Below are 21,099 nucleotides of genomic sequence, written 5' to 3'. Positions count from 1 at the left end.
CGGTTTTATTTATACACCTGAAACTTGAGAATAATAAATAATACTCGATCAAATGATTTTGGAAGGAGACGATTTATGAGAATTCACATCAGAAACGAAAAACTACAAGATTACAGAAGAGTGGAAGAAGTGGCGAGAGAGGCTTTTTGGAATTTATATTTCCCTGGCTGTCATGAACACTTCGTCATCCACAAAATGAGGGAACATGAAGACTTTATCAAGGACCTCTCATTTGTGATCGAGGTTGATGGGGAGGTAGTCGGTGGGATTTTCTATACGCACTCTAAAGTAGTGACCGAAGAACAAAAAGAATACCCAACCATAAGCTTTGGGCCTGTTTTCATCTCTCCTGACTATCATGGAAAAGGACTCGGGAGAAAGCTAATCACGCATTCGATACAAGCAGCTAAAGAAGAGGGATACCGCGCCATCCTGACCCTCGGTTTTCCCTATCATTATGAACCTTATGGATTTGTAGGCGGGAAACAATACAACATCTCCATGCCGGATCAAAAGTTCTATAAAGGGTTGTTGGTCCTGCCGCTTTACAAAGGGGCGCTTGAGGACATTTCCGGTTGTGTCGTTTTTTCTGATGCGCTGGAAGTTGATGATGAGGAAGTCCAGGCTTTTGATCAATCGTTTCCTCCAAAAGAAAAGAAGGTTCAAGCGAGCCAACGTGAATTTGAAAAAGCAGCATCGATGCTTGATGAATAAGAATGTTTGATTGTGCCTGACTGGCCACTACGATGATTCTTTCGTACATGGAGGTCAGGCATTTTATCATTCCTTAAAAGCCAAAGGATAGAGGGGTAGCGGATGGTCAGCAAGAGTGGTGGTTGTTTTTTCGGATTGAACCACTCTTCCTTTTCTGCCCCTGTTCGTGACCGATTTTAGGATTATTTAAAAAGCAGGGATTATTCAGGCCACAGCTATCCTTCCATTCCCTCCTCTCGCTTGTCAGCACTAACTGAATAGTAACAATCTCTAGGCATTCTTCATACGTTGTTGTGAACGTAGTGCTTTGTGTTTTTTACGCCCAGAGGATGGAAATATGGAGGGGAAAGCAAAGTGAATGAATTTCAAAATCAAATTCAAAATTTAGACGTCGGTGAATATCGGGCTCAACAACTGGTCCCGAGTCAGCAGCAAGAAGCTTATTCGAATGATGCACGTCTGTGTGTGGGGCTTGGGTTCGGATTCGGAGGATGTTTCGGCTGTTTCAGTTGCTTTGGTTGTGGTGGATGTGGCGGCTGCGCTCGTTGCGCGGGATGTGGCGGTTGTGCGCGCTGTGCAGGATGCGGCGGATGTGCTCGTTGTGCAGGATGCGCACGTTGTGGGGGCTGCGGTCGCTGCGGAGGACGCTGATCCATCGACCCGGACGGACATAATGAACGAGTATGCTCACCCCTGTTGGATATTCCGACAGGGGTTCTCAATGTTGTCCACGCATAACTCCGATGTCGCCATACATAAAATCGGTTAGGAAGTCACCTTAGTTGGCAAGGAGGAACGTCATGACAAAGGTCCAACCTTCCATGTGTTTAAAAGTCAAAAAGGGTACGTTTTTCATGCCGGAGACCGATCGTGTTTATTTCAGAAACAATGCGGGTTCTTTCCGAATGGAAGGCCCGATGATCCAGCAATGGATTGAAAAACTCATCCCGATGCTGAACGGAAGCCACTCTATGGAAAGTCTGACAGACGGCCTGCCGAATCCTTATCGCGAGCGGCTTTATGAGATTACCGACACCCTTTATCAGAACGGGTTCCTTTTAGATGTCAGACAGGAACGGTCACACGACTTGAAAGATCAGGTGGTGCAGGCCTTCGCTCCCCAAATCGAGTACTTAGAAAGTTTTGTCGATTCTCCTGCTTACCATTTTCAGCAATTCAGGGAGAAAAAAGTGTTGGCGATTGGTGAGGGGACGATGGTGACTGGTCTTGTTTCCGCTCTGCTTCAAACGGGGTTGGCGGACGTTTCTGTCTTTCTCACGGATCCCAAGAAGACAAACGTCCACCGGTTATCGGAATTGGAAACAGCAGCAAGAAAAATAGACCCTGACGTATCGGTAAATCTCTTTGCTGAAAAGGAGTCCTTTTCCTGGGCGGATGAGATCGATCCTTATGATGCGGTTCTCTACGTATCTCAAGAAGGAAAGGTGGAAGAGCTTCAGAGCATCATGAACCATTGCCTGGAAAAGAAGAAAGGTTTCCTGCCTGCTGCCGTTCTAGGGGCTTATGGAATCGCAGGGCCTTATATCGATGAAGCGTCTGAAAAAGGCTGGGAATCGGCCTGGCGGAGCCTGCCCGATCATATGAAAAGCGAATCCCCGTCTTTGAATGCCTCGAGTCCCGCTCAATCCATGCTTTCTACGATCCTGGTATTTGAACTGTTCAAGAAGATAATAGGAGTCCAGGAGCCTCATCAGAACGATCATGTCTATCTGATGAACATGGAAACCCTTGAGGGAAGGTGGCACCCGTTTAAACCGCATCCACTGGCCACAAAGAATATGACAACGGAAAAAAGGAATCCTCAAGAAGAGGAAAGTCTGAATCCCAAAAAAGACCAGAACGAATTTCTTTATTATTTTGGTGAATTAACGGCAAGCCCTCTAGGGATTTTTCATCATTGGGAAGAAAAAGATCTGGAACAGCTCCCCCTTTCCCAATGTTCTGTTCAAGTCGTTCATGTCCGGTCACAGCAGTTGAGTCCAGAGATCATTGCCGGTGGGAGAACTCATGAAGAGGCAAGACGGGAAGCAGGTCTCCTCGGGGTGGAGGCGTATGTGAAGCCACTGAAACGGGAAATCTTACAAAATTCAGGCCCGCATACGGTTTCTTATGACACCTTCCACATCGGGGCCGGAGAAGGTCAAACAGAAGCCTGCCTTAGAGCACTGCAAAAAGCGGTTGAAAATCATTGGATGATCCAGGATCATCACAAAATCAAGAAAGCAAGGAAGGTCACTTTAAACAAGATCGAAGATGAGCATTGCCGCTATTATTGGCAGGTTCTCAAGACGATGGATAAGGAACCGCAGCTTGCCTTTTCAAAAGATGGTTTCGGCTTTCCGGTCGTTTGGGTGAAAACGCTCGACAGCATATGGCGGGGGACAGTCGCGCTGGATCTGACACTGGCTGTCCGCCAGGCGTTATTCCTTCTCCTTATGGAACAGCAAAATCATGGCCTCCCATCCGCCTATTCCTTCCTTTCTTGTTCCGAGCTATATTTTGAAAGAGAAACGATGAACGCTTTAGAGATTCCTTCTATAGCAACTGGAAACAACATACAGGTTCTTGACCAGGCAATCACGCAATTGGAAAAACGACAGCACCAACCTTCCTTTGTCAAAATTTCCATGGACCCTTTCGAGAGAGACGGGATGATCGACCTTTATGGGGTATGGATGGAAAGGGGGGATGGTCAATGAGTGCTTTCATTACGGTTGTAGGCGAAGGCGTCCTGGTTGAGCGTGTCGTCAAGGAACTGAAGCCGGACTATGAAATGACCTGTATCCGGAGTTTTGAAAAAAACGTACCCGAAACCACGGATTTACTTCTCGTATTAGAGGACGGTTGGAATCCGGGCTCTTCTCTCATGGGGGAAAGGGTCGCCCGGGAAAAAGGCATCGATTGGCTGAGAGGTTTTGTTGCCTTTGGTGAAGGCGTCATCGGCCCGTTGGTCAGCCCCGGAAGTGAAGGATGTTCACAGTGTGCGGATTTGAGAAGACTCATGACAGCGAGCGATCGCGAAGACCTATGGAACATTCACCAGACGCTTGTGGAGAGTACACAGGCGAGACCGGATGAATGGGTATCTGTAAACGGGGTTCTACAGATGACTACTTTCATAAAAAATGAGGTCAAACGTTGGAGCGAAGGGAAACGCGTCTTTACAGATCAGGCGGTCCACCTGGTTAACATGAGGACATTGGAAAGCTCGCGGCATCACTTTTTGCCAGATTCCCAGTGTCCGTATTGCAGCGGAATGGTAGAGGATTCCGCTCATCGTGCTGAGATCGTCCTGGGACCGAGTATGAAAATCAGTGAAGGCAGTTACCGCTCAAGGTCGATGGAGGAGTTGAGCACCTTCCTCACCAAAGATTACCTCGACCCGCGTACAGGACTCCTCAATCATAAAATGATCGATTTTGAGACCCCGTTCGCGGATGTGGTTGTTAATCTCCCGCTCATGAACGGCAATGAAGGGTCGGCAGGGAGGACGAATTCCTATGCTGCCAGTGAAAGGACCGCCATCCTGGAAGGCTTGGAACGTTTCTGTGGGATGGATCCGAAAGGGAAAAGAACACGGGTATATGACAGGTACAGCAACCTCCGTTCAGCGCTACACCCTCTCGATGTCGGCGTTCATTCTGTTGAACAGTATAGAAAAAAAGGTTTTCCTTTCTCCCCTTATCATCCCGACAAAAAAATGAACTGGGTGTGGGGGTATTCGTTAGTACAGGAAAAGCCAATTCTAGTTCCGGAAAGGCTTGCCTACTACAGCATGGGCTGTGGAGGCGGGTACATTTTTGAGACCTCCAACGGTTGTGCCATCGGAGGCAGCAGGGAAGAGGCGATTTTCCACGGGATGATGGAAGTCCTGGAACGAGATTCTTTTCTCTTATCCTGGTATGCGGAACTTCCTCTTCCTCGTATCGATCCTTATTCTTCCGGTGATCAAGAGCTGCACATGATGATCGATCGGATGAAAGAGATCGCCGGCTACGACCTCTATTTGTACAATGCGACGATGGAACACGGCATTCCTTGTATCCTGACCATCATCAAGAAAATCAATGCGGATTCTGGAGACTTGAATCTGATCTGTGCCGCAGGAGCCCATCTCGATCCCGTCAAAGCTGTGAAAAGTGCGGTATTCGAAAGCGTCGGTATGATCGAGCCCTTGAATAAAGAGTTCAAAAAGAACAAAAAGTCATATGTGAAGATGCTTCACGATTCTTCCCTCGTGAAAAAAATGGATGATCATGGGATGGTGTACGGACTCCCGGAAGCAGAAGAACGCCTCGGATTTTTGTTGAATCAGGACCGGCCGATGCAGACGTTTGAAGAAGCTTTTCAGCGGAAAAGGGCTCATCCGGACCTCACTGAGGATTTGAAAGACCTCTTGGAAGTTTTCCAGAGATTGAACCTGGATGTCATCGTTGTCGACCAGACAGCGGGCGAGTTGGAGAGGAATGGACTGCACTGCGTCAAAGTGTTGATTCCTGGCATGCTGCCAATGACTTTCGGTCATCACCTCAGGCGACTCGAAGGGTTGAACAGAGTCTTGGAAGTTCCTCATAAACTCGATTATACCGATCGTCCGCTGACTCCAGGTGAGCTTAACCCTTATCCGCATCCATTCCCTTAATGGCTGAAGGAGGCGTGTGATGGATCTTGACCGGTTCCTATATCAATTGCAATTTCAAAGTGAGCGGGTCATTCCTGCGGATTGGAAACCCGCCTGGGACGATGCCCCGCTTCCATTTAAACTTTACCAGCATCTGCAGGAGATCCCGCTTGACGGGGACCTGCCGTTTTCGTTAAACGCAGCCTCTTTGGCTTCAAAAAAGGGGCTTGCGAAGCTAGGTCCTCTCCTTTGGTACACGTACGGCCAGACCCGGTACAGCGAAACAGCGACCCCGTCCCAAGAAGGCTTTGGCGTTGAAACCATGCAGGCGTTCCGCCGTTTCGTACCCTCGGGTGGCGGATTGTATCCGAGTGAACTCTATATCTATTTGAAAATGGAAGACGTCCCAAACGGAATCTACCATTATGATGCCGCCCACCACCGTCTGCTTTTGATTCGAGAAGGGAATTACGATGCTTATCTTACGAGAGCTCTCGGTCATCGCTGTGATGGATCTCAAGCACAGGGTTTCTTATTTGTGACGACGATGTTTTGGAAAAACTTTTTCAAATACAATTCCTTTTCCTATCGCCTTCAAGGCTTAGATGCCGGTGCGCTGCTCGGCCAATGGCAGGAAATAAGCTCTCGTGCCGGATTTTCTTCGACCGTCCATTTTCAATTCCTTGACCGTCCCATCAATCATTTGCTTGGATTGGATGAACAAGAGGAGAGCATCTACGCCGTCGTCCCTTTTACTCTTCAGGACCATTCCTTTCTGGGAAAGAACCATGTTTCCTCATCAGAATGGAGCGGAAACATTCCAGAAGTCAAAAACAGCCATTATCAACGTTCCATCAATGTCCTTGAATACACCTTTATTGAAAAAATCAATCAGCAGGCCATGTTTGACTCTCCTGATCAATTCGAGCTCTTAAAACACAAAGAGGACGATGACCGGAATAGGTATCCTATCCAGCCGTTACCGGAAGTTGAACCTTTAGCCTATGACCTGGCTGAAGCTTGCCGGAAGCGGCATTCACCAGAACTTGATTTTATAAACCAAACGATTCCTCTAAAGCAGCTCGCTTTGCTCCTGAAAGAAACAGTCCAACCATTTTCTACGGACCTTTATGGAAAAGAGGACCGCTCCTCCTTATCAATCTATGGATGTTTTCATGGTGTGGAAGGATTGCCCGATGGCGCTTACCGCTATGATGCTCACACTCATTCCTTGATTGAAATCGGTCGGGGGGATTTCCGCCTTTCCTTGCAGAAGGCTATGAAAGTCGATAACGTCAATCTGCACCAAGTGCCGATCTGTCTTCACATCACCGGGGAACGGACCCATTATAAAAAAACGTTCGGGTACAGGGGGTACCGGATTCAGCAGATGGAAGCAGGGATGCTTCTGCAAAGACTTTTGTTAACCGCCAGTGCCCTTGGGATGAACGGGCATCCGCTCCTTGGGTATGATGGGAAGGCTTGTGATCGGATGTATCAGTTGGAAGGCTCTGGAGAAACGACGCTCATTCAAATCCCTGTCAGTTATTATCAACCGAGGAGCTGGCTTGTAGGGATGCTTACTTAATATAAAGGCCATCTACCTTTTCACAGAGGGAAATCTCCTGATCGATAAACAGGAGATTTCTGTTTTTTTAATCTGGAAATATAGCGTGTGGTCTCTTGTATTTTCTGGAACGGCCATGGTCTCTAGCCCGAGCAGTATAGTTGTGAATGGCAGGGGAGGTAGCTAGAATAATAGGGAAGAAGGGAGATGGTCATATGAATGAAGAACAGCTGTTTAAACAAATCAGTCTTGTAAGACAAGCGACGCTGAAGTTTTTGGAAAGTGTCACAGAAGAGGAGGCAGATGAACAACCAGAAGGATTTAAAAACACGATCCGCTGGAACCTTGGACACATCTATGTGGTGCAAAATTCATTGCTGGCTAAGTTCGGAGGCAAACCTGTCGAAACCCCTCCTCGTTACATAGAGTTGTTCGCTCCAGGAACAAAACCATCCAATTGGAAGGGGGAGATCCCGTCCCTTGATGAGCTGAAGCAGGAGCTCAAGGAACAGCCGGAGAAACTGAAGGAAGTACTCGCTGGACAGCTTGATGACGAAGCGGCACAAGCTTTCCTATCTTTACCCACGGTAGGTGAAATCCTGAACTTCACGGTATACCATGAAGGGGTACATACCGGTACGATGAAAGCATTGAAAGAAAAGGTAGCAGAGTGAATGAATGGGGGAAGCTGACTTGATGGATGAGTCAGCTTTTTTTAGTTGCGTCCCGCTTAAGGAGCTTCCATTCGCACGTGGACAGGACTATGTATACCGCAAAAGAACGTCTCGATCCCTAATAGAGGATCGAGACGTTCAATCATTAACTGCGGATCAGGTTGTGCGGGTCGAGGACAAACTTTTTCGCTACCCCGCTATCGAATTCATCATAACCACGTGGGGCGTTTTCTAAACCAATGACCGTAGCGTTCACGGCTTTAGCGATGTTGGCTTTTCCTTTCAAAATCGACATCATCAAACCATGGTGATATTGCATGACGGGTGTCTGGCCTGTAGCGAACGATTTTTTCTCCTCCTCAAGGGGAAATTCAAAACCAAACGCTAAGGTCACGACACCTAAACTATGAGTGATTAGGACAATGGTTAGGATATTCCCTTTATTTGTCATAAAAAACACAATCGTGGTAATTATTTCCTCTCTGTCGCCTTTCCTGGTCTAGCAGGAACGGCTGCGTTGCCATTTCACTTCTCAAAATAAAAGAAGAAATGGTAAAATAGTAAATGGAAATGGGGACTTTTCTCTCACTGCCAATACTTATTTGATTTAAAAAAATTACTAATCGTAAGGAGTAAACCTACGATTTGAGAAAGGGTGAAAGCATGGAAGTCACTTACCATTACTCCGATCAATTAAAAGGGTTCTTCGAGAAAAACAGTCAAATTTTCGAACAAACATTATTGAACGAAGCGGTGAATGTGAAAGACAAGATTGACGATATTCTCACGGTGGGGAACATCGACCTTGTGAACAATGCCCACCACTTGGTTTTTTATATTATTGATGGGGAAGATGAAGAATTGAGGAATTTTGCCAAAAAAGAAGGCATTGCCTGGGCCACGCATGCCATTGACCTTTCATTCAAATTAGAATGGGTCCAGGCGATCCGGAGAACGCTTTGGATCATGATTGAAAATTATTATGAGATGAATGAAAATAAACAAATCCGTTATTTTTTCCAATTGGAACATGCGATCAATAACCGCGTCGACGAATTTCTGAATTCGTTCTTCATCAATTATTCTACATACAAAGATTCTCTCCTCACCGCTCAACAGGAATTGGTGAAGAACCTTTCTGTTCCGATCATTCCCATCGATTCGTCCATTTGCGTCCTTCCACTGATTGGGGCGATGGACACCAACCGTATAGAAACACTAAAAGATAAAGTGTTAGTCAACGTATCTGAATTAAGGATCGAGATCTTGATCATTGATTTATCCGGGATTGCAACGATGGATAAAGAAAGTACAGTGGAATTAATGAAAATCATTGATGGTATAGCGATGATGGGATGTAAAACGGTTATCACGGGGCTGAGGAAAGAAACGGTAAGAGAGATTACAAATACGGGTGTGAACTTCAATCAGCAAACGGAAACCCTGGCTACATTGCAGCAAGCGTTAAGTGAATATTTTCTTCTAGGAAAGAAGTAAACAGTGAGAGTTTAGAATGAACGAGGAGAGGGGTTTTTCCTCTTCTCTCTCCTTTTTTTGCGTTTGTGTTTGATTCTTCTTCCTCAGGGCTTTCATCCGGAATCCCAACGAGCGGGAATTTTTCTGCCTTTGTGTGAATCTATGACTGGTTGACCGAAACGGACGGGCCCATCATAGACTTCCTGCTCGTACCGAACTTCTACGACGTGGGGGAAAATGAAGTTGTGACATAAATCAGAAAAAAGTGAATTCCCGAACATTTATGATATTCATTGACCGCTGTCTATGGGATTGTTATGATTCTCCCTATAATTCAAAACAGCAGCACCTTGTATAAGTTCAGGAATACGGCCTGAACGTTTCTACCAGCTACCGGAAATAGCTCGTCTACAAGGGATGGAACGTCTATGTTCCTTTCCTTATGTATGAGCGCCGGTAGATTGCCGGTGCTTTTTTTGTGTATAGGAGGGGACATCATGAGAAACTTTTTTCAATTCAAAGAACGTGAAACGAACTTTCAAAAAGAAACGCTCGCTGGAATTACGACGTTTCTTTCTATGGCCTATATATTAGTCGTCAATCCAATCATTCTAAGTCAGGCGGGGATGGATAAAGGAGCGCTTTTTACGGCTACCGCTTTATCTGCCATTGTCGGGTCGCTGTTGATCGGGCTTCTGGCTAACTTCCCCGTAGGGATCGCACCGAGTATGGGGCTGAACTCATTTTTTACCTTTTCTGTAGTCATCGGAATGGGGATTGAGTGGCAGGTGGCTTTGACCGGCGTCTTTATTGCTGGGATTATCTTTATGATTCTGAGTCTTCTTAAGATCCGGGAGAAAATCATCAATGTGATTCCGAAAGATTTGAAGCATGCGATTGCAGGGGGCATCGGCTTTTTCATCGCATTCATCGGCTTGAAAAATGCGGGCATTGTCGTTGGAAGTGAAGAAACGTTCGTATCGATCGGACAATTGACCTCACCGACAACGGCGCTTGCCGCCTTCGGATTTATCGTTACGCTGATGATGCTTGTGCGTGGCATTCGTGGAGGTATTTTTTACGGGATTGTCCTCACGAGCATCATCGGCATGATCGTTGGCTTGGTGGATGTGCCTAAATCTGTCGTGGGAGAAATTCCAAGTCTTGAGCCAACCTTCGGCGTGGTATTTCAGCATTTAGGGGATATCTTCAGACCGGAAGTCTTAGCGGTTATTTTCACCTTCTTATTTGTCGCATTTTTCGATACGGCAGGCGCGCTTATTGCTGTCGCCAGTCAGGCTGGCATTATGAAAGACAATAAAATTCCAAACGCAGGCCGTGCGTTGCTTGCGGACTCCACGTCCGGAGTGGCAGGAGCAATTTTCGGGACATCGACAACGGCTTCCTTCGTCGAATCTTCCGCAGGTGTTGCTGTCGGCGGCCGGACAGGATTCACAAGCGTTGTTATTTCCATTTGCTTCTTTATTGCGTTGTTCTTTTCACCTGTCCTCGGTGTCATCACACCAGAAGTGACGGCCCCTGCGTTAATTATCGTCGGTGCTCTGATGGCGACAGAAGTGAAAGAAATCGACTGGAGCCGATTTGAAATCGTGGTGCCGGCGTTCGTCACGATCATCATGATGCCGCTCACCTTCAGTGTTGCTACCGGTATTGCACTTGGGTTTATTCTTTATCCATTCGCTATGATTGCGAAAAGAGATTGGAAACAGGTACACCCAATCATGTACACGCTTGGCGGGCTGTTTATTATGTACTTTGTATTTTTGTGAACCTTATCCTATAAAAAAGATCTGCCCTGGCTTTTATGAAGCGCGGGGCAGATCTTTTTCATTCCGTTAGAATGTGGGTCTTACCTTCTCTTAAAAAGGACCGAAGAGCTCTGGTCCTTATCCCTTTTTAATCCAGAACTTCAAGACATCGTTTTCCTCTGTGTCTTTCAACAGTTCGTGACCACCGGATTTAACCCATGCGGCAATGTCACTTTTCGCTCCTTTGTCCGTCGCCTGGACTTCCAGAACTTCGCCGCTCTCCAGTTTCTCTATCGCTTTTTTCGTTTTAACGATAGGCATCGGGCATGCCAATCCTTTTGCATCCAACACTTCATTTGCTTCCATTTGTAATCCTCCTTTTATTGGTGTCACACGTACTCATTGGAAATAACCATCGGTTGTGCGGCCATGTTTCTGCATTCTTTATTTTTCGAATTGTTCGCTCCATGCGTGCATGCCGCCGTCTAAAGAGTACACATGTTCATATCCTTCTTCATCCAGCATTTCAGCGACCATTTGAGATGAATTCCCTTTTGCACACACTACGATTACCTCTTGGTTTTTCGCCAATTTCCCATCAAGGGTTTCGACATCATCAAGCAGGTTGAAGTAAGGTTCATTGATGACATCCACTTGACTACCTTCGATCTTCCCCTTATCAAAATCATCGGTATTACGTACATCCAAAATCACTGTTTTCTCCTGGTTGTTCTCCATCTTTTCAGCTAAGTCACTTGTCGATAAGTGTTTAACGGTCACTATTCAAACTCCTTTGCTTAGAAAGTTAAGGAAATGTTTGCATCTTTCGCATATTCAATGAAAGAAGCAGCGCCGCCGACTTCGATGCCTTCTACGAAATCTTCTTTTTCTAAACTCATGACATCCATCGTCATTTGGCAGGCGATCAGTTTGACATCCATCTCTTGAGCGATGCCGACCAATTCTTCAATGGAAGGGACATTCGCTTTTTGGAAACCTTCTTGGAAGTGTTCTTTTCCTTCAGGTAAAGGCAGGTTTTTGTGCCCTTCTTTATGAATTAAGTTTAACCCTTCAAAAGTGAAGAAGATGCCTACCTCTGCATCAGAAGCTGCTGCCGCTGAGGCGACGTTAAATACTTTATACGCATCAAATAAACTTCCATTCGCTGCAATGATAGCCACTTTTGTATTCGCCATTAGAATTCCTCCTTGAAAATGGTTGATCTCATTCCATAGTTTGTCTTGTATAGTCTTTCTTATGAAGATGACCTAGTAGTCAGAAAATGGTGCGTAATGAAGAACATGATTTTAGAACGGTCGGATTTCGTTCGTTCTCCATATGGACACGGCTAGGATCGTTTCTGTTTAGGAGTTGATCTCCTTTTTGCAGAAGTACCAATCCACGCAGTCATAATCTGAATCATCCAGACGTGCTTTGGCATCCTCCGTCGTTTTTGGAGGAGAAGCAACGACTTGATCTCCTTTTTCCCAATCGGCCGGAGTGGATACGCCATGTTCATCCGTCGTTTTCAGTGCTTCTACAAGGCGTAGAATTTCTCCCATGTTCCGGCCTGTGGTGAGTGGATAATAGATGACGGAACGGACGGTCCCTTTATCATCAATCACAAACACAGCTCTGGAGGTTTCAGTGCCATTGCTTTCCGGCATGATCATCCCGAACTTTGTAGCGACTTGTTTATCCAAATCAGCAATGACGGGGAATTCAATGGTCGTATTGAAGTTCTCTTCAATATTTCGGATCCAGGCAATATGGGACGTCACACTATCGACACTCAAGCCGATCAATTCCGTATCCAAATCACGCAGTTGATCATAAATTCCCTGGAAAGCCACAAACTCCGTCGTACACACAGGTGTGAAGTCAGAAGGGTGAGAGAAAAGGATGAACCATTTTCCTTCGTAGTCGTTTAATGAAATTTCCCCATGCGTCGTTTGTGCCGTAAATTCAGGTGCTTTTTCACCGATTCTAGGTAAGCTGTAGGTTTGTTCTTGTACCTGGTTTTCTTGTTCCATCTGAACACTCCTTTTCGGGATTTGAGTATGTAGTAGTTCCATAACCGATTTGCATCATACCTAAACGGGTATGTTCGGAAAATGTGTATATTCGGTAAATAGTAGGAGTGATATGATGGATTTAAAACCCGATGAATACACGACTTCTCCCGTATTCTCTATCATTGGACAGATTTTGAAGGAGTTTCATGAACAGAAGAAGAGATTCAATTTTTGTAGTAAGATAGAAGGTGCATACACCATCTTATAAAAATTCAAAGGAGGAATGAGGGTGACAAAGGAAACGAGGAATAAAGAAGTGCTATCACGAGATGAGAAGGAAGAATTATTAAAAGGCTTAAAAGCACGTTTTGAGAAAAACATGGGACGCCATGAGAAGCTGGAATGGGCGGAAGTACAGGCCAGACTTGATGAACATCCTGAGAAACTTTGGTCCCTGAACGAAATGGAAAGAACCGGCGGCGAACCGGATGTTGTCGGATACGACCAAGAGAAGGACGTCTACATCTTTTATGATTGTTCAAAGGAAAGTCCGAAAGGCCGCAGAAGTGTGTGTTATGACCGTGCTGCCTTGGAAGCCCGCAAGAAATATAAACCTGAAACGAGTGCGTTGGATCTGGCGACTTCGATGGGGATCGAAATGTTGACGGAAGAACAGTATCGCGCTTTACAGGAACTCGGCGAATTTGATTTGAAGACCTCGAGCTGGGTTGCCACTCCAGAGAAAATCAGAGAACTGGGCGGAGCCCTTTTTTGCGATCGTCGTTTTAATCACGTCTTTTTGTATCACAATGGAGCAGAGTCCTATTATAAGGCTAGAGGATTCCGGGGGGCGCTGCACGTCTGATCTTTCCAATGGAAAAAGCCTGCACCTCGAACGAGTTTATGGATGGGCAGGCTTTTGAACTTGAAAATGGTTTTTATCCTATTGGAACATCTCTTCCGGGAGCTGTTTGCTTGCATCAGGCACTTCATTCGGCTCGATATTGATCACTTCAGAAGAATACACTTTGACCATCATCTGCCCTCCATACACCTTCGAGCGGATCAATAGAGGTTGATTGTAAGGGTTTTTAAATGTGAAATCAGGACCATACCAGCTCACCGTCGCATCACGTCCTTCCGGCACATAAGGGACTCTCTTGCTATGTGAATAGCGTTCCATAATCTTCACGCCGGCTTTATCTACGGAGTTGAACAATGTGGAAGAAAGCTGGCAGATGCCACCCCCAATGCCTTCTGTCACTTCTCCTTTGACGATGACCGGGGCTTTCTTGTAACCCTTTTCTACTGTTCTTTTCCCGACCACTTGATTAAAAGAAAAAACTTCGCCGGGAAAGACGACATGACTGTCCAGGGCTTCTGCGGCCAGACGGATATTGTGGGCGCGTTCCTGATTGTTTTTATTGAAATAAGTCACGTATTGGCCGATCTGTTTCGTGCGGATGGTCGCGAGCAGTTCACTGTCGACTCTCGGGTGAACGGGGAGGGTGGGGGTTTGAATGGCAGCGGCCCCGTTGCTATTTAAATAACGGTAAAATTCTTCGGTAAACCTTTTTTGATCGACTTTGGTTCCCGGTTTGCCTGGGAGGATCTCCTCTGTTTCCCCGATTTTTGCAGGAACGGGTTCACGGTTAATTTTAGATTCCAATGCCGCCATCAACTGTGCGGTTTTTTTCGTATCGACAAAGGGCCTTCCCAACATCTCATCCTTGAAGTCCTCACGGTTCACGTTCATTATTTTTTCACCTTTATAGGTGATGGATGCGTCCTGTTCTTGAATGAACGGTGCAGCAATTAATAAGCATAGCGATAGAATGGCAATTTTCATCCTTGACTCCTCCTGAAGTTAGTATGAGTTGGTGTTGGGGGAATCATGTGAATGACTTTTCTATATATCGTGGAAGAGGGGCCACGTTTCCTTTATGACTGCGGAAAGAGCGAAAGCTGTTCATTAACAAGACTAAGGCAAAACAAGGAGGTGTTCTCAATGAGTATCAGAACATGTGACCGAGGTCATACGTATGAAAAGAAAAGTGATTGTCCGACCTGTCCGATTTGTGAGAAAGAGCGAAAGCCTGAGCGTGGGTTTCTTTCGACGCTGTCCGCTCCGGCAAGAAGAGCGTTGGAAAATCAAGGCGTGCACTCTTTAGAGGAGTTATCTGCTTACAGTGAGAAGGAAATTTTGAAACTTCATGGTCTGGGTAAAAGTTCAATACCCAAACTTCGTGCAGCTTTGGGCGAGAAAGGGTTAACGTTTAAGGATTAACAAAAGTGGTCGGGACCTCCCTTTGTACCAGAGGCAAGTTTGAAACGATTTTTTGCTGCACTCGTATAAAGAGTAAGAGAAGAACATTTAAAAGGAGAGGGAGGTATGATTATGGGTGAAGAGACGTTGAATAAAATCAGACGCGTGCTTCTTTATACGGCGTTTTTGTTGGCCGCATTTTTCTTGTCCTATTTTGTCGCTTATCCACTGGGGTATTCCCCGCTCGGTTATGAAGTGGTGGAAAAACAGGAAAATACGGTCGTCGTACAGTCATTGAATACGTGGGGATTTGAAGAAAAGAGGATTACTTATCAGCCGCCTGAAGAGGAGGAATGGAGACAGGCAGCACTGGTCGATCGTATCGAGGGTCAAGCTATGGAGTATCACCTCTTTTTCACAGCCATCATGGTAGCGATCTTCTGGGTGGGGATGGATGTCATGAAAGGGAAGCCATTGGGCAAAGTGCTTGTCCTCAGTTGTTTTTACGTATTTTTCTCAGGGCTTTCCCTTATTCAACACTTGGGTGATATTAATGAAATTTTAGAAGGTTCCTTTTATTGAGGACTTATCATAGGAAATCATCCGCCGTGGTGTCTTCTTTTCGTACGTTCTTTTTCTAAAGCTCCCGGCTTATACTGGCTGCTTGTGAAAATTCCGTTTACCAAGATGAATAAGCCACAAATCAAAAGCGCTATAGCAGCGACTGCACCGAAAGCGCCACCGCCGATTCCTCCTAAAGCTGCGCCTGCAACAAATACGAGCGTAGAAAGGAGTATGATGATGATGCCTGCTGAAACACGGGAGGTTCTGCTTTCAGGTAAAAAAGCGAGAATGCCGACAGTTAAAATGGCTGCAATCGTAAGGAAAAAGAGTATAGCTAAAAGAATTCCAATGGATCATCTCGGATTTTAAAAAAATTCCACTTACATATTTACCCATGATGATCAGGGAGTATGCAAAAATGAAACCTTTAAAGCTCCTGGACGTAAAGAAGGAAACGAAACGTTGTGGGAGGGAGAAGATATGGGTATTGGCTCATGGATCATTCTGTTCTTCGTCATCTTCATAGCTATCGGTGGGTTTAATAAGATGAAGAAATAAGCAAAGGAACATTCTGGGAGCTTTCCCTTCATGGGACTTTCCATTCAAAGAGGCTTTTCTGGAGCTTCTTTTTTTCTGTTGAGATTTTTCCAATGTGTAACCAAGGATTGAAAGATCACCCTTTAGAAAAAGGTCGAGAAGCAGCCCGTGGGCAAAATCTAAGGGTTGAATTCAAGAAGGGAGGAACCTTTTTGGTCAACGAACGTTTGCGCAAAGCATGGCTTATCAGTCTCCCGATCATTGCAGTAGCGACGCTGATCATTGTTGGATCGTCAGGCGCATACTTCAAGGAAGATTTGGAAATAGGAAATGTCGCTTTACTGATGGGCTTGATAGGAGCGGCTGTTTTAGTCTTTTTATCATTACTTTTCAGGAAAAAGGTGGGCCTGGTGACTGGAATCGTGCTGTGTTTTATCATTCTTACGCCTGTTCTGTTTTATTTGATTAACAAACCAACAACGACCACATTCGGTGAAGCCCTTCCGGATCATATACACGCTGCACAAATGGTCACAGAGATCAGGATTCATACGGAGATGGGGAAACCCTTCAAAACCGTCACTTTGGAAAATCCGGAAGAGATGCAAAGCATGCTCCAGACCGCCTCAGATATGACTCTAGTGACCTCAGATGAAGGATACTCCAGACATCTCTATTCGATTTGGTTGGAAGGGGACTCTTATGGAGATGGGATTCAGATTGTTGTCGGAAAGGATGGCCTCCGTATTTGGGGGAGTATGGGTGGAGAAACTGTGGAGGGTGAATATAAAATTGAGGGAGAGAATCGGCTTTTACAAGTGATTGAGAATGGTGAATTTGAATGGGAGAAAGGGTAAATGATGGGTAAGACTTATCGTTTAAAACGCTCCACAACAGGTGGAGCGTTACGTTTGCTAGTCTTGATATTCCTTGATCGCGTCTTTCATTGCTTCTACATAATTTTTAAAAGCTTCGGTCTCGTTGGTAGAATCCTTCCTCGATGAATAACTGATATCCCCGTTTTTATAGAAGGCTTTTCTCTGTCCTCGGGTAATCTCAAGCTGCACCCCTTTTTTCGTCTTTGTTTTGTTGACATAGTTGTCGGGATGATCGCCATCCAGGTGTTCAGGTGCTTCTTCGACAGCAAATCCTTTCTCTTCTAAATGACGCTTCACGATTTTCTTCAACTGTTGATCCCGACCACCGATCAGTGTCTTAGGTTCTTCACCGCCTGCCCCGTGTATGGAAATATGATGATCGGCCTTTGAGGCCATTTCAAGTGCTTGAGGCTCATCAAAGTTTGTGGAAGTAATATGTAAGTTTCTAAAATTATTTGATGCTAACCTTCCTTTGAATGCGTAATAGGGATAGTCCTCTCCTGCAATCGCCTCGGCTAAGGATGAGGTCGTCTCTTCGATCCCGCCGCCATGGATCGCGCTGATCAACCAATTCTGGTTCCCCTCGGTCCTTGTCGCAATGACCCAGTCTTCTCCTTCTTCATAGACGTTTTTGAGCTCTTCAAACGAACAGAACCGATCGCCGGAACAGTCGTCTTCCGCTTTTTGTGAGATTTTCTCTTTTTCTTCATTTAAATACCATAGCACTGCTGCAATGGAAACAGCGATGGCCAGGGTGAGTTTCAGCTTCATATCTACACCTCTTCCTTCTAAAGGTACTCTATCAATGATGGGGTCATTTGGATAACAATATGCTTGATCAATGAAGGAGATGAACGGGATATGGATGCGTAAGCCCTGCGGGTGATGAAAGCACAGAGGATATCACTTGGAAGGCAGTAAAAAACGAGAGAAAGTTACAAAATCTGTCTGCTCTGCTACTATGAACGTAGGAAAGATTTTTTAGGAGGCCTGTACATAAAGATGTCGACACCAAAGAGAATGCAGCTATCATCCCTTTTCTTACCATCATGAAGATGTTGGTTTTTAACTCCACGTCGGATGGAGAAAAGGAGGTCTCGGAAGGGGAAACGGCATTGAAAGATAAAATTGATGATTTACTGGAGGATGAAGCCCTTCACGGGGCGATGGCAGGGGTGAGCATACGCCATGCCGACTCAGGAGAGGTGGTTTATGAAAGGAATGCTCATCTAAGATTGACCCCTGCTTCGAATACAAAATTGTTCACAGGAGCTGCCGCATTGGAAACGCTTGGACCTGAGTACGTGTTCACAACAGAATTGTGGACAGACGGGGATATGGACGACCCTACCTTAAACGGAAACCTATATTTGAGGGGAAAAGGAGATCCGACTCTGACGGCAAAAGACTTGGCGTCCATGGCGGCTTTTTTAAGGGAGAAGGGAATCAAGGAAATTACAGGAGATGTCATAGCAGATGATACGTGGTATGACAATATCCGTTTATCTGATGGGATTCAATGGTCGCAGGAAAGTGAGTACTACGCGTCGCAAGTATCTGCACTGACGGTGTCTCCGGATCAGGATTATGATGCAGGGACGGTAATGATCCGTGTTTCTCCTGCAAATAAAGAAGGACAACCGGCGACGATCGAAGTCACCCCGGATAATGAATATGTGGAAATTGTGAACAGGACAAAGACCGTAAAGTCAAAAAAAGATGATGAATTAAAGGTTGAGAGGAAGCACGGAACCAATACCATCATCGTACAGGGGGCGATGGAAACCGATGAGCCTGTTTCTGAGTCGTGGATCGCGGTTTTTGAACCGACAGGGCTCGTGAGTGAACTTTTTCACCAGTCGTTAGTGAAAGAGGGCATCCGGGTACAAGGATCACACACTAAAATCGCTGAAACGCCTGAAGAGGCCACCCGCTTGTATGAGCATTCGTCCATGGCTTTAAAAGAGTTGTTTCTTCCCTTTATGAAACTGAGCAACAACGGCCATGCGGAAGTATTAGTAAAAGAAATGGGCAAGGTCATCCACGATGAAGGAAGCTGGGATAAAGGGTTGGATGTTATCGGAACGGAAATGCGCCGTTTGGGTGTAAACATGGATACCGTACAGCTGAATGATGGATCGGGAATGTCGGCGACAAATTTCATACCTGCCCATGAAATCTCCCAATTGCTTTTCCAAGTTCAAGAGAAAGAATGGTTCCCTGAATTTCGACGATCGCTTCCTGTTGCCGGGAATAAAGAAAGGTTTGTAGGGGGCACGTTGCGCGATCGTATGCAGGGGACTGAGGCTTTGGAAAATGTCAGGGCGAAAACAGGGACGTTGACTGGTGTTTCCTCCCTCTCTGGGTATGTAACAACCAAAGCCGGGGACCCACTGATTTTTGCGATGGTGTTCAATCATTTCTTGGCGGAAGATGTGGATGAGATCGAAGACCAGTTGGCGATCATTCTTTCAGAGCATCAGTTTTCCGTTAGAAAATAACGGCAGTGCGGACGTTACACACGTCCGTTTTTTTATGGGTAAGGGGAGACCAAGAAGGGAAAGACTAACTGTAGCGCATTTCATACTGGGAGGGTTTCTCATGCACGGATTTCATGATGTTTTTATTCAAATTCTATTGTTGCTCGCCATCTCCGTCACCGTGATCGCGATCGCAAAACTTTTGAAAGAACCAGACTCGGTAGCCTTGGTTTTGGTCGGTCTTGTCCTCGGCTTAACCCAGCTGCCGTTCATAGAGGAAGCGGAGAGCTATATCACACAGTCGGAAGTGTTCCAGGCGACTGTCATCTCGCTGTTTCTTCCGATTCTCCTTGGGGATGCGACGTTGAAACTGCCTTTTCACCATCTGTTCTCACAAAAGAAAACGGTCATGGGGCTCGCGTTTTTAGGAACCTTTATATCGTCGCTCAGCATCGGAGCAGCGGCCTATTTCTTCTTGGACCTGCCCCTTGCCGTGGCGTTTACATTTGCTGCGCTCATGAGTGCAACGGATCCCATCAGCGTGCTTTCCATCTTCAAGTCGCTCGGGGTGAAACAAAAAATGTCGACGATCATGGAGGGAGAGTCACTGTTCAATGACGGGATTGCCGTCGTCCTCTTCAAAATCGCCAGCATCTACTTGCTGACCTACATTGAAATGGGCTGGGCCGGACTCGGCAGCGGGGTATTCATGTTCTTGAAATTTGCGGTTGGTGGCGCCCTGATCGGACTGATCTTAGGCTATGTGTTCTCTCAAGTGATTCGTGTCTATGATGATTATCCGTTGGAGGTTGCCTTCAGTGCCCTGCTTTTTTTCGGCAGTTACTTTATTGCAGAGCACTTCCATACGTCAGGGGTCATTGCCGTTGTTGTCGGCGGATTCGTTTTTGGCGACTACGGGGCGAAAATCGGAATGTCGGAAGAAACGAAGACGAATCTCAATACGTTCTGGGATAGTGTTACCTTGCTTGCCAATGCGTTGATTTTCCTCATGGTCGGTCTTGAAATTCGAAACATCGATCTTGCTGGAAACTGGGGATATATCATCGGGGCAATTGCCATTGTGCTCGTCGGTCGTACGATCGCGGTTTACATCGGAACAGGCTGGGTGAAAGAAATTTCTTCGAAAGAAAGAATCCTCATCAACTGGGGCGGGTTAAGAGGAAGTCTTTCCATCGCTCTCGCCCTTAGTCTGCCGATGGATTTTGACGGCCGGGAACAAGTGTTGTTACTCACCTTTTCCGTCGTCCTTTTCTCACTAATCGTCCAAGGACTCACCTTGAAGCCAGTAATCAAAAAACTCGGGCTGGCTTAGTTTCCATATCCTGGTGTACCAGGTCATACAAATAATGGAAAAAGACCTCCTTCGATGTAGAGTGACCTAATAAAATGAGACTTAATAAAACACCTTCAAAGTTGTAATACTACTTACACTTGGAGGTGTTTTTCTTATGGGTAAAAAAGTTCATTATCCTGAAGAAGTTAAGAAGAAAGTTGTT

20 protein-coding genes, 1 pseudogene and 1 riboswitch are annotated in these 21,099 nt (G+C 45.8%); of the genes and pseudogenes, 14 read left to right on the top strand and 7 right to left on the bottom strand.

Annotated features, from left to right (window positions below):
- Nucleotides 1-75: 75 nt before the first annotated feature.
- The 5 genes from GLV98_RS19540 (at nucleotide 76) to GLV98_RS19520 (ending at nucleotide 7,597) form a co-directional block, all read left to right on the top strand.
- Nucleotides 76-714: a GNAT family N-acetyltransferase gene (locus GLV98_RS19540; RefSeq protein ID WP_160917666.1), complete on the top strand. Its 639-nt coding sequence runs from the start codon at nucleotides 76-78 to the stop codon at nucleotides 712-714.
- Between the two features lie 800 nt (nucleotides 715-1,514).
- Nucleotides 1,515-3,434: a bacteriocin maturation protein gene (locus GLV98_RS19535; RefSeq protein WP_160917665.1), complete on the top strand. Its 1,920-nt coding sequence runs from the start codon at nucleotides 1,515-1,517 to the stop codon at nucleotides 3,432-3,434.
- Nucleotides 3,431-5,377 (top strand): TOMM precursor leader peptide-binding protein, encoded by a 1,947-nt coding sequence (locus tag GLV98_RS19530; protein ID WP_160917664.1) that lies wholly within the window; start codon nucleotides 3,431-3,433, stop codon nucleotides 5,375-5,377. Before GLV98_RS19535 ends, GLV98_RS19530 begins: the two co-directional genes overlap by 4 nt.
- A 19-nt stretch (nucleotides 5,378-5,396) precedes the next feature.
- Nucleotides 5,397-6,944, top strand: a complete 1,548-nt coding sequence (locus tag GLV98_RS19525) for a SagB/ThcOx family dehydrogenase (RefSeq protein ID WP_160917663.1) — start codon at nucleotides 5,397-5,399, stop codon at nucleotides 6,942-6,944.
- Between the two features lie 194 nt (nucleotides 6,945-7,138).
- Nucleotides 7,139-7,597 carry a DinB family protein gene (locus GLV98_RS19520; protein ID WP_160917662.1) on the top strand — a complete coding sequence of 153 codons (459 nt, stop codon included), beginning with the start codon at nucleotides 7,139-7,141 and terminating at the stop codon, nucleotides 7,595-7,597.
- A 145-nt stretch (nucleotides 7,598-7,742) separates the two neighbouring features.
- On the opposite strand, the pseudogene GLV98_RS19515 reads toward GLV98_RS19520, so the two are convergent.
- Nucleotides 7,743-7,943, bottom strand: a pseudogene (locus GLV98_RS19515) (formaldehyde dehydrogenase, glutathione-independent); the annotation flags it as partial.
- 317 nt (nucleotides 7,944-8,260) lie between these two features.
- Here GLV98_RS19515 and GLV98_RS19510 point away from each other — a divergent pair.
- A complete protein-coding gene (locus GLV98_RS19510; RefSeq protein ID WP_160917680.1) occupies nucleotides 8,261-9,094 on the top strand; it encodes an STAS domain-containing protein in 834 nt (277 codons plus the stop codon).
- 309 nt (nucleotides 9,095-9,403) lie between these two features.
- Nucleotides 9,404-9,504, top strand: a riboswitch (purine riboswitch).
- A gap of 66 nt (nucleotides 9,505-9,570) precedes the next feature.
- Nucleotides 9,571-10,863, top strand: a complete 1,293-nt coding sequence (locus GLV98_RS19505; RefSeq protein WP_160917661.1) for an NCS2 family permease — start codon at nucleotides 9,571-9,573, stop codon at nucleotides 10,861-10,863.
- 117 nt (nucleotides 10,864-10,980) lie between these two features.
- Here the strand turns inward: GLV98_RS19505 and GLV98_RS19500 are convergent, their stop codons facing one another.
- From GLV98_RS19500 to GLV98_RS19485, 4 genes are all read right to left on the bottom strand, one after another.
- Nucleotides 10,981-11,208 carry a sulfurtransferase TusA family protein gene (locus GLV98_RS19500; protein WP_160917660.1) on the bottom strand — a complete coding sequence of 76 codons (228 nt, stop codon included), beginning with the start codon at nucleotides 11,206-11,208 and terminating at the stop codon, nucleotides 10,981-10,983.
- A gap of 78 nt (nucleotides 11,209-11,286) precedes the next feature.
- The gene (locus GLV98_RS19495; RefSeq protein ID WP_337193778.1) at nucleotides 11,287-11,622 is read right to left on the bottom strand and encodes a rhodanese-like domain-containing protein; all 336 of its coding nucleotides are present in this window, start codon (nucleotides 11,620-11,622) and stop codon (nucleotides 11,287-11,289) included.
- A gap of 17 nt (nucleotides 11,623-11,639) precedes the next feature.
- Nucleotides 11,640-12,038: a DsrE/DsrF/DrsH-like family protein gene (locus tag GLV98_RS19490; RefSeq protein WP_160917659.1), complete on the bottom strand. Its 399-nt coding sequence runs from the start codon at nucleotides 12,036-12,038 to the stop codon at nucleotides 11,640-11,642.
- 168 nt (nucleotides 12,039-12,206) lie between these two features.
- Entirely contained in the window at nucleotides 12,207-12,875 is a 669-nt protein-coding gene (locus GLV98_RS19485) for a peroxiredoxin (protein ID WP_160917658.1), read from the bottom strand.
- Between the two features lie 265 nt (nucleotides 12,876-13,140).
- Between GLV98_RS19485 and GLV98_RS19480 the strand changes: the two genes are divergently transcribed.
- Entirely contained in the window at nucleotides 13,141-13,722 is a 582-nt protein-coding gene (locus GLV98_RS19480) for a DUF4256 domain-containing protein (protein ID WP_160917657.1), read from the top strand.
- Between the two features lie 78 nt (nucleotides 13,723-13,800).
- On the opposite strand, the gene GLV98_RS19475 is transcribed toward GLV98_RS19480, so the two are convergent.
- Nucleotides 13,801-14,706 (bottom strand): VanW family protein, encoded by a 906-nt coding sequence (locus tag GLV98_RS19475; protein WP_160917656.1) that lies wholly within the window; start codon nucleotides 14,704-14,706, stop codon nucleotides 13,801-13,803.
- A gap of 159 nt (nucleotides 14,707-14,865) precedes the next feature.
- Here GLV98_RS19475 and GLV98_RS19470 point away from each other — a divergent pair, with 159 nt between their 5' ends.
- The 4 genes from GLV98_RS19470 (at nucleotide 14,866) to GLV98_RS19460 (ending at nucleotide 17,081) form a co-directional block, all read left to right on the top strand.
- Nucleotides 14,866-15,144 carry an RNA polymerase alpha subunit C-terminal domain-containing protein gene (locus tag GLV98_RS19470; protein WP_160917655.1) on the top strand — a complete coding sequence of 93 codons (279 nt, stop codon included), beginning with the start codon at nucleotides 14,866-14,868 and terminating at the stop codon, nucleotides 15,142-15,144.
- Nucleotides 15,145-15,249: 105 nt separating this feature from the next.
- Nucleotides 15,250-15,705, top strand: a complete 456-nt coding sequence (locus GLV98_RS19465; RefSeq protein WP_160917654.1) for a hypothetical protein — start codon at nucleotides 15,250-15,252, stop codon at nucleotides 15,703-15,705.
- 222 nt (nucleotides 15,706-15,927) lie between these two features.
- Entirely contained in the window at nucleotides 15,928-16,056 is a 129-nt protein-coding gene (locus GLV98_RS20320) for a hypothetical protein (protein WP_272917312.1), read from the top strand.
- A gap of 380 nt (nucleotides 16,057-16,436) precedes the next feature.
- Complete coding sequence (locus GLV98_RS19460) at nucleotides 16,437-17,081, top strand: hypothetical protein (protein ID WP_160917653.1); 645 nt, start codon at nucleotides 16,437-16,439, stop codon at nucleotides 17,079-17,081.
- Nucleotides 17,082-17,138: 57 nt separating this feature from the next.
- Here GLV98_RS19460 and GLV98_RS19455 read toward each other — a convergent pair whose 3' ends face one another.
- Entirely contained in the window at nucleotides 17,139-17,873 is a 735-nt protein-coding gene (locus tag GLV98_RS19455; protein WP_160917652.1) for a poly-gamma-glutamate hydrolase family protein, read from the bottom strand.
- 344 nt (nucleotides 17,874-18,217) lie between these two features.
- On the opposite strand from GLV98_RS19455, the gene dacB reads away from it, so the two are divergent.
- Together dacB and GLV98_RS19445 are read left to right on the top strand one after the other, a co-directional pair.
- Nucleotides 18,218-19,603 carry a D-alanyl-D-alanine carboxypeptidase/D-alanyl-D-alanine endopeptidase gene (dacB, locus tag GLV98_RS19450; protein WP_160917651.1) on the top strand — a complete coding sequence of 462 codons (1,386 nt, stop codon included), beginning with the start codon at nucleotides 18,218-18,220 and terminating at the stop codon, nucleotides 19,601-19,603.
- 100 nt (nucleotides 19,604-19,703) lie between these two features.
- Nucleotides 19,704-20,915, top strand: coding sequence for a cation:proton antiporter (locus GLV98_RS19445; protein WP_160917650.1), 1,212 nt, complete (start codon nucleotides 19,704-19,706; stop codon nucleotides 20,913-20,915).
- The last annotated feature ends 184 nt before the right edge of the window (nucleotides 20,916-21,099 follow it).

The organism is Halobacillus litoralis (assembly GCF_009856415.1).
Classification (GTDB): Bacteria; Bacillota; Bacilli; order Bacillales; family Halobacillaceae; genus Halobacillus; species Halobacillus litoralis_C.
This window is presented reverse-complemented; position numbering and strand designations above follow the sequence as displayed.

Excerpts from the sequence above, each read along its gene's own strand:
- GLV98_RS19540 (WP_160917666.1), top strand. The coding sequence starts at position 76 with ATGAGAATTCACATCAGAAACGAAAAACTACAAGATTACAGAAGAGTG.
- GLV98_RS19535 (WP_160917665.1), top strand. The coding sequence starts at position 1,515 with ATGACAAAGGTCCAACCTTCCATGTGTTTAAAAGTCAAAAAGGGTACG.
- GLV98_RS19530 (WP_160917664.1), top strand. The coding sequence starts at position 3,431 with ATGAGTGCTTTCATTACGGTTGTAGGCGAAGGCGTCCTGGTTGAGCGT.
- GLV98_RS19525 (WP_160917663.1), top strand. The coding sequence starts at position 5,397 with ATGGATCTTGACCGGTTCCTATATCAATTGCAATTTCAAAGTGAGCGG.
- GLV98_RS19520 (WP_160917662.1), top strand. The coding sequence starts at position 7,139 with ATGAATGAAGAACAGCTGTTTAAACAAATCAGTCTTGTAAGACAAGCG.
- GLV98_RS19510 (WP_160917680.1), top strand. The coding sequence starts at position 8,261 with ATGGAAGTCACTTACCATTACTCCGATCAATTAAAAGGGTTCTTCGAG.
- GLV98_RS19505 (WP_160917661.1), top strand. The coding sequence starts at position 9,571 with ATGAGAAACTTTTTTCAATTCAAAGAACGTGAAACGAACTTTCAAAAA.
- GLV98_RS19500 (WP_160917660.1), bottom strand. The coding sequence starts at position 11,208 with ATGGAAGCAAATGAAGTGTTGGATGCAAAAGGATTGGCATGCCCGATG.
- GLV98_RS19490 (WP_160917659.1), bottom strand. The coding sequence starts at position 12,038 with ATGGCGAATACAAAAGTGGCTATCATTGCAGCGAATGGAAGTTTATTT.
- GLV98_RS19485 (WP_160917658.1), bottom strand. The coding sequence starts at position 12,875 with ATGGAACAAGAAAACCAGGTACAAGAACAAACCTACAGCTTACCTAGA.
- GLV98_RS19480 (WP_160917657.1), top strand. The coding sequence starts at position 13,141 with ATGAGGGTGACAAAGGAAACGAGGAATAAAGAAGTGCTATCACGAGAT.
- GLV98_RS19475 (WP_160917656.1), bottom strand. The coding sequence starts at position 14,706 with ATGAAAATTGCCATTCTATCGCTATGCTTATTAATTGCTGCACCGTTC.
- GLV98_RS19470 (WP_160917655.1), top strand. The coding sequence starts at position 14,866 with ATGAGTATCAGAACATGTGACCGAGGTCATACGTATGAAAAGAAAAGT.
- GLV98_RS19465 (WP_160917654.1), top strand. The coding sequence starts at position 15,250 with ATGATTATGGGTGAAGAGACGTTGAATAAAATCAGACGCGTGCTTCTT.
- GLV98_RS20320 (WP_272917312.1), top strand. The coding sequence starts at position 15,928 with ATGCCTGCTGAAACACGGGAGGTTCTGCTTTCAGGTAAAAAAGCGAGA.
- GLV98_RS19455 (WP_160917652.1), bottom strand. The coding sequence starts at position 17,873 with ATGAAGCTGAAACTCACCCTGGCCATCGCTGTTTCCATTGCAGCAGTG.
- GLV98_RS19445 (WP_160917650.1), top strand. The coding sequence starts at position 19,704 with ATGCACGGATTTCATGATGTTTTTATTCAAATTCTATTGTTGCTCGCC.